This is a genomic window from Clostridium sp. AM33-3 (genome assembly GCF_003480315.1).
In the GTDB taxonomy this organism is placed as follows: domain Bacteria; phylum Bacillota; class Clostridia; order Lachnospirales; family Lachnospiraceae; genus Brotaphodocola.
On the sequence record NZ_QUIV01000006.1, the window covers coordinates 1 to 12250 of the forward strand.

Below are 12250 nucleotides of genomic sequence, written 5' to 3' on the forward strand. Positions count from 1 at the left end.
CTGAGTAATTTTATCTTACATCAGTTTGGAGGTTTACACAAACTTTGGGATACTCCCCCATCTCGGCATTCTTGCGCTCTGCTGTCGCCGCCCGAAAGAAATAACCGGGCGTATTTCGTTCTTTTCCCCTTCTTTTTCCAATATCAATACCAGAAATCGTACGGATTGCTGATCTCCGTGGCATCCTTCTTTCTGCGCGTTTCTGTGTATGTAGAGTAGAAATTCTGCGTAGTGGAAACATTCTGATGCCCAAACATCCTGGACACTACTTCAATCGGAACATCATGATCCAGCAGATAAGTTCCTGAGGAACCACGCAGAGAATGAGGATGCAGATTTTTAGTAATTCCGGCCTCAGCCAGCTACCTCTTCAGTTTTTTATTAAGATTAGAGGGGGATAATAAATTTTTCTTTGTTCCTGGGAAAATCAAATCATCTGTGGATATTCCGTAACAACGCCTATTTAAAATTGCCGCAGCAATTTCTGGTGGAGTCAAAACACGAACAGACCCTACCGTTTTTGTACGACCGTCCTCATACTCTCCTGTTCGCTGAATTGATAATTCTCCTGTCTTTTCATTCCAGTCTCTTTTCTGGAGACCAAGAATTTCTCCCGGGCGTGCACCAATTAATAGAGCTACCGTAAATACATCTGCGCATGTAATATCCAATGCATATTTAGGCTGCTCTCTTATCTTTTGGAAATATGCTAATGCTATTTCAAACTCTTCTCCTACTAAAAAGTCCGCTTCTGTCTTGGCAGGACTGCTTTGCTTAAATTGCTTTAATACAATCGCCGGCGATTTTTCCGGACGATACAAATAATAATCATCAATAGCGGTCACGACAAGGCGGATAATTCGATTTAGCGTGGAAGCACTGTAGTATACATATTCTGGCTCATGCTTCTTCTTTGTAACATGCTTATCATAGCGCGCATTTGAAAGCTGTTTTCGGTAAGTTTCTATATCTTTAACAAAAATGCAGTTCAGCTTTTTGTTTGCAATTTCAAATGGGCAAAGCAGCGAGTGAAAGACATCCCATTCTCGTTTCGTAGAAACGTCTCTACGGGCTTCTCTGCCCTTTTCCCTATCATACTCCTTAGCACACTCTTCAATAAGGTTCTTGACGGCCTCAGCAAGCGTAATATCCCCATCGTCTTTCTTCATTCCATACTGGATACGCTCATTGCGTTTTTCGATATTCAACTGTAAGGCAGCTCTGGCATCTATCCGATTTTTTCCACTTCCTTCCATCCGCTCAACTGATTCATCTATTAATGTTACCCACTGACGTGCCCTTACATAAGAACGTCCACTTTTTTTATATTCGCTAAAAGTTATTTCATCTGATTTTCTATTTTGTTTTGTCATCATAGTCCACCTCGTAAAATTATTTCCTATATAGACTATGGAGGATTAGAAAAACACCGAGAGAATTTTTTCACACTTATAAATACTTATTAGCAACTAATATATCCATTTTTCGATGAAAAATGGTATTTTCTGGTGGAATGCTGGTGGGAAGGCATTTTTCCACCAGTTCCCCCTAAAAACTTCTTAAAATTGCTTATTCATACTTAATCTTAAAAGTATAAAAAAATCTCCCTAAAATGCCGGAAACCCTTAATTTTCCTTGCTTTTTAGGGAGATTTTCTTTTTTCTTATAAGCTCCTGGCCGGACTCGAACCGGCGACCCACGCATTACGAATGCGTTGCGCTACCAACTGCGCTACAGAAGCGACCTAACAAAAATGCTTTGGACTTACATCCAAAGCATATGACCTCATCGGGAATCGAACCCGAGTTTACGCCGTGAGAGGGCGTCGTCTTAACCGCTTGACCATGAGGCCATTTCTTCAGGCATAAGCTGAAGTGAGTCGAGGCGACAAGATTCGAACTTGCGACCTCTGCGTCCCGAACGCAGCGCTCTACCAAACTGAGCCACGCCTCGCTACGTTCTGTAGTATAATATAAATTGTGTTAATTGTCAACAACAATTTGAATTTTTTTATTTTATATTTTGCAGTTACCCGGCATACAGGTGAAGAATGCCGGGTAACAAACTATCATCCCAGTAGATTCATGACCATTTCCCGGTCAAATACCACCGCGGACACATGATCGACTTCTATCTGATACAACGCATTTGCTGCAATGTGCTCGGCCGCCTGCTCCAAATCGCGGATTCCGCTGGTTCCGGCGAAAAACTCCACAACTGCATCCAGTCCGTCTGGCGCTACCACGCACTCTCCGGCCTTTAAGCCCATGCGCTTTAAAACCTTTGGCAGCGCAAACCTGGAGAAGATTATTTTCTTTTCTTCTGCCGTATAATCAGGAATATCAATCACTGCAAAACGTGACATCAGCGGCGCACTGATCTGAGCTTTATCGTTGGCGGTCGCAATGGGATACACGCCCACAGTCGGGATCATACACTCCATGTAATTGTCCGTGAAACCAAGATTATCCAACAGGGTTAAAAGCACATCTGCCGGATTGCCGTTGCCCTTGCCGGAAGCCGCCTTGTCCAGCTCATTGATGATAAACACCAGATTGGACTCGCCGGCCATGGAAAACGCATCCATAATGATGCCGGGCTTTGCATTGGCATAGATGCGGGAGCTTCCGGTAAGCTGCTCCGGGTCATTGATCGAACTCATGTCCAGCGTGGTCCACGGCAGCTTCAGGATCCGGGCTACCGCATAGGCAATCTGGGATTTACCGGTTCCAGCCGGTCCTACCAGTAAAAGTCCATAAGCCGGAAGCGTGTGGGTACGGTTGATCTGAATGATCGTCTCAATGATACGCTGTTTTACCCGCTCCATGCCGTAAAGCTCTTCATCCAGAATGCGGCGGGCCTCCTTCGGGTCGATGGACTCAAAATAATTGCTCTTCCACTGCACATTCATCATGATGGAAAGCGCCCGCTGCGCATGACGGCGTTCTTCCGGAGACACTTCATGAGATCGTGCCACTGCAAGATTTCTTCTGGCCCAGAGACGGATGTTGTCCGGCAAGGTTCTTCCTGCACAATTCATAAAGTCCGTAATACTTTGAAGGCTGGTAAGCTTCATGTCATCTCCGGCCTCTTCCAGGCTCTCATCGCTCTCCGCTTCCCCGGGAGCATTGCTTGCAAACAGGCGCTCGATCATGAACTGCAAAAATCCGTCCTCCGCAGAAAGCTTCGTACCACCGCCAAAGGCAGTTTCCCGGATTTTGTAAACCGCATATCCTTCCGGACGGTTTTCTCCGGATAAACGGACACTGATATGGTTTTCGCCAAGCCATTTTAACAGACTGACAAACCGCGCGTCAATTTTCAAAATATCGGCACTGACGGTGCCGTCCTCCTCATGAAATTCAAAGGTCGTACGTTTGACCGGATTGGTAAACATTCCACAGGAATGGTGCTGCCACTTTTTCCTGCTGTTATCCAGGATCAGGATTGGCTTTTCCGGTGATGCCTCCGGCTCACTGGACTGAAATGTGGTGTATGTACATTCGGCCGGATTCTTTTTGTCCGGCGCGTCACTGAAATCAAATACTGGCATATGGTTCCTCCCGCTTATGCATGCTAAAATTCAAAATCTGCGTAATCTTCCGGTAAAAAACGGTGATAAATGATGTGGCATCCTTCATCTTTAAAACAATAGTAATAAGGATCCTCTGCCTCTTTGTCAAAACGGATCAGAATATCAAATTCTCCGTTTTTCACCGGCTCCACTGTTACCGGCCAGGGCTGTTTTTCAAATAGTGCTTTGATCTCCTCCATGGTACAGCCGTGCTTTCCCACCAGTTCTACAAGATCGCGGATAAATTCATTGGGTCTGGTATGTTCCTTTACATAAGCAACACCCTCCTCCGGAATCAGAAAACAGAAGCGTTCCTTCTTTGCCGCAACCGTCACGCCGCCGAGACATGTCTTTGTTTTTTTGCCGAATTCAGTCAGCAGGGCCAGCATCTCCTGTTCTCCAAGCTTTTCTCCGGTCAGATGGACCAGGGAACTGAGGGGATAATACAGGCGGATATTTTCCCTCCGATAACCAAGCTTGGCCTGCTCCTCCTTGATCATATCAATAATGTTCTGTTCCAGTTTATCAAATTTCATGTCATTCTCTCCTGCCAATACCAAAAATGGGGATGCCTGGCATACTACCATCACATCCCTCATTTTATCGGATCCTGTTGTTTTATACTTCGGTCATCTGAAAGCCCTTTGCTGCCAGACATTTCTCCACGAACTCACAATCATCGGTGTGGAGTACCATGACCGGCTTGCCGGACTGGCGGTTAAAGGACAGATACTGGTAATTTACGTTAATGTTGCTCTCAAGGAATGCTGCCAGCACACGGTTTAAGCTTCCAACCTCATCCTCGACCTCAATGCCAAGCACATTGGTCAGGCGGCAAAGATAACCTGCCTTTTGAAGGATTTCCTGCGCCTTATCCGGATCCGTGACTACCATGCGGATGATTCCATACTCCGCGCTGTCGTTGGTAACAGAACCCAGTATGTTGATCTGAGCTTCAGTCAGAATTCCGGTAATGACCTTTAATGCCCCCTTTTTATTTTCAGCATAAACAGAAACCTGTCTTAACATCGCAAATTTCCTCACTTTCAGTTCTTTGTAATAACATCGCTATTACCTATTGTAACCGAAAAATAAGATTCGTCAATATTTTATTGCTTCACATTGCAAAAGTGGCCGCATTTTCCGGGCTTTTTGTTTTTATGACTCCAGTGCACGGATCAGATTCACCATCTCAATGGCACCGGTGGCGCACTCGTATCCCTTATTTCCCGCCTTGCTTCCGGCCCGTTCAATAGCCTGCTCTATATTGTCGGTTGTCAGCACACCGAACATCACCGGAATATCGCTGTTTAAGGAAACATTGGCAATCCCCTTGGAGACCTCGCTGCACACATAATCATAATGGCTTGTGCTGCCGCGGATCACTGCGCCAACGCAGATCACTGCATCATATTTTTTGCTCTTTGCCATTTTAGACGCAATCAGCGGAATCTCGAAAGCACCCGGCACCCAGGCCACATCAATATCTTCCTCTTTTACGTCATGACGTTTCAGCCCGTCCAGGGCACCTCCCACCAGCTTCGATGTGATAAACTCATTAAATCTTGCTGCCACGATTCCTACGCGGATTCCCTGTGCTACTACTTTTCCTTCCAGTACTCTCATGATTGTTCCTTCTTTCTTCTATATATTATATGATTCTCAATAACCAGTTTTAATACCGCAGCAGATGTCCCATACGCTGCTGCTTAGTCCGCAGATAAAACAGGTCATATTTTGTGGCACTCATCTGAATCGGTACCCGTTCCCTGATCGTCATGCCAAACTCGGAAAGCTGGTACACTTTATCCGGATTGTTGGTGAGAAGCCGCATACTCTTCACCCCGAGATCTTTCAGGATCTGTGCGCCGATGTAATATTCCCGCTCATCTCCCGCAAAGCCCAGAGCCAGATTTGCTTCCAGTGTATCCATGCCCTGTTCCTGCAGCTCATAAGCCTTCAGCTTATTGATAAGGCCAATGCCCCGTCCTTCCTGACGCATATACAAAAGAATACCTCTGCCTTCCTGTTCAATCTGGGTCATAGCTGCGGCAAACTGCTGTCCGCAGTCACAGCGCAGGGAACCGAAGGTATCACCTGTCAGACACTCTGAGTGGATACGGCAAAGAACATCCTCACCATCGCCGATGCTGCCCTTCACCAGTGCCACATGATGCTCGCCGTTCAGACGGTTTACAAATCCGTATGCCGTAAATTCTCCATATTTTGTCGGCATGCGGGTTGCAGTCACCCGGTCCACCAGTTTCTCATGGCATTTCCGGTATGCCTGCAGGGCCTGGATCGTGATAAATTTCAAATCCCACTTTTTCGCCAGCCCTATCAGCTCCGAAGTGCGCATCATCGTTCCGTCCTCCCGCATGATCTCACAGCAGAGGCCGCATTCCTTTAAACCGGCCAGGCGGCACAGATCAACGGTTGCTTCTGTATGTCCGTTTCGCTCCAGCACTCCGTTTTTCTTTGCCACCAGTGGGAACATATGACCCGGTCTGCGAAAATCTGCCGGCTTTGCATCATCGGCTACACAGCGCAATGCCGTCACAGAGCGTTCCGCCGCAGAAATACCGGTCGTAGTATCGACACAGTCCACAGAAACCGTAAATGCAGTTTCATGATTGTCCGTATTGTTCGAAACCATCTGCGGAAACTGGAGCTTTTCCGCATAAGCTGCAGACATCGGCATACAGATCAGGCCTTTTCCGTGTGTTGCCATGAAATTAATATTCTCGGTAGTAGCGTACTCTGCCGCACAGATAAAATCACCCTCATTTTCCCGGTCTGCATCGTCTGTCACCAGGATGACATGTCCCTTTCGAAGCTCTTCCAATGCTTCCTCTACTGTATTGTACTGAATCATAATGCTTATTCTCCTTCCTGTATCCTAAAAACCATATTTGGTCAAAAATTCTTTCGTGATGCCGCCAGCGGATGCTTCTGTCTTATGCTTCATGCCGGCTCCTGTATTCTTATGCGTCTCCGGTTCTTCCGGACGCATAAGTCTCTCCACATATTTTCCGATGATATCGGTTTCCAGATTGACCAGATCTCCAACCTTCCGTTCTCCAAGCGTTGTCACCGCATTTGTATGTGGGATCGTGGATACAGAAAAGTGGTCTGCAGTTGCAGCTGCCACCGTCAGGCTGATACCGTCGATGGTGATGGAGCCTTTCTCTACGATATAGCGGAGAAGTTTTGGCCCCGCACTGATCGTATACCACACGGCATTGTCATCCGTCCGGATTTCCCGGATTGTTCCGGTTCCGTCAACGTGGCCGCTCACAATGTGGCCTCCGAACCGTCCTCCTGCTGCCATAGCACGCTCCAGGTTCACATGCATGCCGGGCTTTGCCCCTTTTAAGGAGGAACGGTTCAGCGTCTCGTGCATCACATCTGCCGTAAAAGCTGCATTTCCCAGACTCGTGACCGTCAGGCAGATTCCGTTCACTGCTATGCTGTCACCTACTGCCGCGTCCGAAAGAACACGATCTGCCTGAATGGTGAGTGCCGCCGAATGGGTGCCCCAGACAATCCTTTTGAGCGTTCCGATTTCTTCAACAATTCCCGTAAACATCCTGCACCTCACTTTCAATCAGTAAATCCTCTCCCAGGTGACGGATTTCCCTGACCTTTAAATGTACCGCCTCTGCAGGGTCAGGCACGCCCCGGCCTTCCACCGGAGTTTTTGCCTCCGAGCCGCCAAAAAGCTTTGGTGCCATATAAGCATGTACCTCACGTACGATTCCGCTTTTTAAGGCTGCCCAGTTCAGGGTTCCTCCGCCCTCTAAGAGAACACTGTCGATCCGTTCTTCCCCAAGCTTTTCCATAAGGGCATTCAGATCCAGATGGCCATCAGCATCAGGCAGTGTCAGGATCTGACATCCGGCCTCTTGATAAGGCTGGTATCTGCTCCTGTCTGTCTCACAGACTGCCAGGATCGTAGGGATTTCTTTTGCCGTCTTCACAACCTGAGAAGAAACCGGTGTCCGCAAATGCGTGTCACAGATAATCCGCACCGGATTTCTCCCGCCGGGCATCCTGCAGCTTAACATGGGGTCATCTGTCAGCACGGTACCGACTCCCACCATGATTCCCCGATAGCGGTGCCGCTCCTGCTGAACATATGCTCTGGCCTGCTCTCCGGTAACCCACTTCGACGCGCCGGTATAAGCAGCAATCTTTCCATCCATCGTCATGGCATATTTCATAACCACGTAGGGCGTTTTTTTTCGGATGTAATGAAAAAATACCGGATTCAAACGATCGCATTCCTCTTTCAGCACATGGGTTTCCACTGTGATGCCCCGCTCCCGCAGATACCGGATCCCTTTTCCTGCTACCAGCGGATTCGGATCATCCGAACCAACGAACACCCTCCGGATCCCGGCCTGCACAATGGCCTCCACACAAGGCGGCTGCTTCCCGTAATGGCAGCATGGCTCCAGCGTTACATACAGATCCGCCCCCTCTGCCGGTTCTGTGCAGGCCATCAGGGCATTTCGTTCTGCATGATATTCACCATATCTGGCATGATAGCCTTCTCCAATGATCTGTCCTTGCTTTACGATCACAGCGCCAACCAGCGGATTTGGACTTGTCCAGCCCTCTCCTTGTTTTGCCAGCTCTATGGCCCGGCGCATCCATTCATATTCCGTCAAAATTACATGCCTCCCTTTGCAGGTCCCAGGTCCAAAAAAAGAAAAAGCTCCGGAATTTGAATTCCAGAGCTTTGATTCTAACTTGATACGGTACATTCCCACCGGAAATGCACATCGTTTTTCTTCTTTCATCCAGACTGTACTGTCGGCTTCGGAATTACACCGAATCATGCCTTGCGGCTCGTGGGCTTTACCACCGGTGGAGAATTTCACTCCGCCCTGAAGACTGTTTTATTTTGCTGATTTGAATGTTACCACGCAATTTTCAGAAAATCAAGTAGTTTTTTAAGAATTTTTCTTTTTCACCATTTTTCTTTCCTATCCTGTCATTCAGTGTTATAATCTGTTATAATCATTTTGATTGTAAAAACGGAGGTTGCACATACATGAACTTACAGGAATCCATTCTGAAAAACCTTGATATAGATTACTCCTACCGGCTGGCCAAGCGTATGGAGCAGTTTCGCACCAATCCGGTTCTGGGCTACCGTCCGGCCGGTTCCCGCGCCGAGTTTGAGACCGGTGAAATGCTGAAACAGGAAATGGAAGCCATTGGCCTTTCCGATGTGAGAAAAGATGCCGTCAAGGTAGATGGCTGGGAATTTAAAAAAGCTGTTCTTTCCTACTCCGGTGAAGATGGTACTCGTCACGAGATCCAGCTTGGCGCTTACCAGACGACGTTTGTTACCGACGGACCGAAGGAATTTTCCCTGATGTATCTTGGAAAGGGAACCGCTGCTGACTACGAAGGGAAGGATGTCACCGGCAAGCTGGTTCTCGTAGATATCAACCAGCGCGATGAATGGTGGATCAATTACCCGGTTTACCAGGCACACTTAAAGGGCGCTGCTGCGCTGATCGCTGTGCAGAGCGGCGGCTACGGAGAGATCGATGACGAAGCCTTAAATGCCCAGGATATCGCAGGCCCGGAGAATGCACCTGCGTTCTCCATCTCCCGGAAGGACTCCGATCCCTTAAAAGAGCTTTTGGAGCGCACTGCCGAGATAACCATCACCCTGGATGCAGACAGCCGTGTCACCCGGGACTGTACCACCTACAACATCGTGGGAAGTATTCCCGGCCGTCATCCGGACCGCATGGTTTTACTGTCTGCCCACTATGATTCTTACTTCAGCGGCTTTCAGGATGACAATACGGCCATTGCCCTGATGTTTGGCATCGCGAAAGCACTTCTCGCAAGTGGTTTTACACCGAATAATACCATTGTGATCTGCGCCATGGCTGCTGAGGAATGGGGGGTTGTGGATTCCAACTTTGACTGGTCCACCGGTGCATACGAGCAGGTGTTCACTGCACACCCGGAATGGGTAGGAAAGGTCATTGCTGACTTAAACTTCGAGCTTCCGGCCCTGGCGCACGGTACCCGCGCACGCATCCGCAGCTGCTACGAATATACACGGTTTCTGGAGGAATACTTATCTGAGCTTCCGGATCTGACCCAGGCATACCCGGAGGAGACCCGCGTCACGTCCCCGATCGAGACCTGGTCCGATGACTTTTCCATGGCCATTGCCGGCATCCCGTCCATGGTCAACGATTTTACGGGCGGAAGCTTTATGGAGACTCACTATCACTCTCAGTTTGATAACGATGCCTTTTATGATGAGCAGGTCTACCGGCTTCATCATGAGCTCTTCGCCCTTCTCATCATGGCTCTTGACGAAACCTGCGTCATTCCGTTATGCTCCGCTCCGGTCATGAAGCGTGCCCTGGACGGCTACAACGCATCCAGTGAGATTCTCCGTTCCTTCGTTGCCATGGATCTCATCAGTCCTATGACTCTGGCTTCTCTGGCAGAAAAGATTTCTGACCTGGAAAAAATGCTCTCCGATGCAGCGGATGTTGCGGAAAGCCGTTATGAATCCCGCAGAAGCTTAAACAGTCATTATCGTGCGCTTCTGGCAGAAGGAAGACAAAAAGAAGCCGAATGCCTGTATCTGGAATCCCGGGAAGCCGAAAAAGAAGCTCTTCGCCGTTTCAAATACGCCCAGGATGAGCTGGTACGCATTGACTGGTACGGCAATGTCCACTACCCGCATGAAATCCTGCTGCAGAACATCCGCCTGATCGGCGGTGCCATTGCCAACTTAAAGGAGCAGAACCTCTCTTCTGCCCTGCGAAAGCTCTATCAGGTAGACAACAATGCCTACGCTTTCATGTTTGATGAAGAGGTTTACAACCATTTCACCGACTATGTGTTAAATCAGCCGCAGGACCGCCTGAAATGGGGATACCGGCGTCTGATGCCGCACGAGAATATCTATGCTCTGGTGAAGGACCTGCTTCAGAAAAAAGAAGAAGAGCCAGACGAGATTTCGCTCTCCGGTGAGATCAGTCATCTGACCAGGATTTTCCAGGATCAGTGCCGCCTGCTGCTGCAGACCACCGATCAGATCCAGAGTCTGGTGCATGACCAGTTTCTGATCTGAGTTTTTACCAACAATATCATGAAATACAGAAAGGACAGACGAAGCTTCGTCTGAACATACTATGGAAAGTGATAAACTATACCGCGTACAGCGTGAAGATCTGCCAAAGCTGGAGCAGCTTTTGTATGCCTGCTTCAAACACGACCCGCTCTATGAGACTCTGATTCCGGATCCTGAAGTCCGTGAGCGCCTTATGCCGGAGCTTTTTCACTGCGATATGGATGAATTTTACGAAACCTGCGAGATTTTCTCCGACTGTGCAGACTTAAACGGAATACTGGTTGTCTCTGACGAGGCCGAGCCCTACAACATTTTCCAGTTCTATTTTGCAGAAGCCCGGGCCACGCTCCAGACCGACACCTACCTCATCAGGGAGGATCACACCCTGAGAACCTTTCACAACTTTTTAAAGGGCGTGGACTATTTAAATTCCAGCTGGACAGACCAGCTGCACCAGAACCAGCGTCTCCATATCATCTATCTTGCGGTAGATCCTAAGATGCAGCATCATGGCATTGCCGCCCGGCTGATGCAGGAAGCCATCGACTATGCTGACTCTCACCGCATGATGATCTCCCTGGAGACCCACAACGAAAAGAACGTAGAATTCTATCAAAACCTTGGCTTTAAAGTCTATGGAATCATGAAGCAGAATTTCCCGCTCAAGCAATACTGTATGATCCGGGAAATTCAGTAACAGAAAGAAAAGGGACAATCCGCTTCATTGGACTGTCCCTTTTCCTTTTGTTTTCTTAATTCATCGCCACCAGTTCTGCGCTCATCAGTGTGGTATCTTCCTTCGTGAGATAACCGCAGGCTTCCATTCGGCTTATAACCTTCTTCTGACGTTTTTCGGCCAATGCCAGATTTTTGCTCGGTGCGTATTTGGATGGGGCGTTTGGTACGCCTGCCAGAAGCGTGCACTCATAATCATTCATCTTTGCTGCCGGTTTTCCGAAGTATCCTTCGCTGGCTTCTCCGACATTGTAGTATCCGTCTCCAAAGTAAATGCTGTTTACATAGAGTTCAAGAATCTCATCCTTAGTATAGTTCCGTTCCAGTTCCAGTGCCAGAAAAACCTCAGCTGCTTTGCGGTTCATGGTCTTTTCCTGGGAAAAGTACAGATTTTTTGCAAGCTGCTGTGTGATGGTGCTGCCGCCCTCTACATAGCGTCCTGCTTTTATATCATTGACCAAAGCCCGGCCGATCGCGATCAGATCCAGGCCGAAATGCTCGTAAAAGCGGTGATCCTCCACCGATACCACAGCCTGCACATAAGTCTCCGGCATCTCTTCCAGGGAAGTAAAACTCTCCCGGCTGCGGATCTCGTTTACCTTTTCCTCCAGGCTTACAGTCTGTACTGCATTTTTATATAATCCATAGCCCTCTCCGGCTAAAGAAAATCCACAGCCTGCCATGACCGTGCATGCAAATGCAAATACCCATCTGGCAATTCGTTTTCCTCTCATCATAATGTAAGCCTCCTCTTTCGTGCTGTCTGAATTCTGTCATCGTTTTCTTATGATAGAATTCTAGCACAAAGAGGAGGCTTA

Annotated in this window: 11 protein-coding genes, 3 tRNA genes and 1 riboswitch; of the genes, 2 read left to right on the forward strand and 12 right to left on the reverse strand. The window is 48.2% G+C overall.

All coding sequences use genetic code 11. From position 1 onward, the window contains the following. Nucleotides 1-362 precede the first annotated feature (362 nt). From DW819_RS04770 to ribD, 11 genes are all read right to left on the reverse strand, one after another. Entirely contained in the window at nt 363-1376 is a 1014-nt protein-coding gene (locus DW819_RS04770; protein ID WP_147353159.1) for a hypothetical protein, read from the reverse strand. Nucleotides 1377-1668: 292 nt separating this feature from the next. Beyond that, a tRNA-Thr gene (locus tag DW819_RS04775) sits at nt 1669-1741 on the reverse strand. A gap of 39 nt (nt 1742-1780) precedes the next feature. Then, nucleotides 1781-1852: transfer RNA gene (locus DW819_RS04780), tRNA-Glu, on the reverse strand. Nucleotides 1853-1879: 27 nt separating this feature from the next. Then, nucleotides 1880-1953 (reverse strand) — tRNA-Pro (locus DW819_RS04785). 115 nt (nt 1954-2068) lie between these two features. Further along, entirely contained in the window at nt 2069-3553 is a 1485-nt protein-coding gene (locus DW819_RS04790) for an AAA family ATPase (protein ID WP_118732323.1), read from the reverse strand. 23 nt (nt 3554-3576) lie between these two features. After that, nucleotides 3577-4110 (reverse strand): DUF3877 family protein, encoded by a 534-nt coding sequence (locus DW819_RS04795; protein WP_118732324.1) that lies wholly within the window; start codon nt 4108-4110, stop codon nt 3577-3579. An 82-nt stretch (nt 4111-4192) separates the two neighbouring features. After that, the gene (locus tag DW819_RS04800) at nt 4193-4603 is read right to left on the reverse strand and encodes an ACT domain-containing protein (protein ID WP_118732325.1); all 411 of its coding nucleotides are present in this window, start codon (nt 4601-4603) and stop codon (nt 4193-4195) included. A gap of 129 nt (nt 4604-4732) precedes the next feature. Then, nucleotides 4733-5200: a 6,7-dimethyl-8-ribityllumazine synthase gene (ribE, locus tag DW819_RS04805; protein ID WP_118732326.1), complete on the reverse strand. Its 468-nt coding sequence runs from the start codon at nt 5198-5200 to the stop codon at nt 4733-4735. Between the two features lie 49 nt (nt 5201-5249). Then, nucleotides 5250-6449, reverse strand: coding sequence for a bifunctional 3,4-dihydroxy-2-butanone-4-phosphate synthase/GTP cyclohydrolase II (locus tag DW819_RS04810; protein WP_118732327.1), 1200 nt, complete (start codon nt 6447-6449; stop codon nt 5250-5252). Between the two features lie 24 nt (nt 6450-6473). Next, nucleotides 6474-7163: a riboflavin synthase gene (locus DW819_RS04815; protein WP_118732328.1), complete on the reverse strand. Its 690-nt coding sequence runs from the start codon at nt 7161-7163 to the stop codon at nt 6474-6476. Next, nucleotides 7144-8247: a bifunctional diaminohydroxyphosphoribosylaminopyrimidine deaminase/5-amino-6-(5-phosphoribosylamino)uracil reductase RibD gene (gene ribD / locus DW819_RS04820; protein WP_243025584.1), complete on the reverse strand. Its 1104-nt coding sequence runs from the start codon at nt 8245-8247 to the stop codon at nt 7144-7146. Before ribD ends, DW819_RS04815 begins: the two co-directional genes overlap by 20 nt. A 116-nt stretch (nt 8248-8363) precedes the next feature. Then, nucleotides 8364-8478: riboswitch (FMN riboswitch) on the reverse strand. Nucleotides 8479-8633: 155 nt separating this feature from the next. On the opposite strand from ribD, the gene DW819_RS04825 reads away from it, so the two are divergent. Further along, a complete protein-coding gene (locus tag DW819_RS04825) occupies nt 8634-10697 on the forward strand; it encodes a M28 family peptidase (RefSeq protein ID WP_118732329.1) in 2064 nt (687 codons plus the stop codon). Between the two features lie 61 nt (nt 10698-10758). Beyond that, complete coding sequence (locus tag DW819_RS04830) at nt 10759-11394, forward strand: GNAT family N-acetyltransferase (RefSeq protein WP_118732330.1); 636 nt, start codon at nt 10759-10761, stop codon at nt 11392-11394. A 55-nt stretch (nt 11395-11449) separates the two neighbouring features. On the opposite strand, the gene DW819_RS04835 is transcribed toward DW819_RS04830, so the two are convergent. Then, entirely contained in the window at nt 11450-12169 is a 720-nt protein-coding gene (locus tag DW819_RS04835; protein ID WP_347560163.1) for a transglycosylase domain-containing protein, read from the reverse strand. Between the last annotated feature and the right edge of the window lie 81 nt (nt 12170-12250).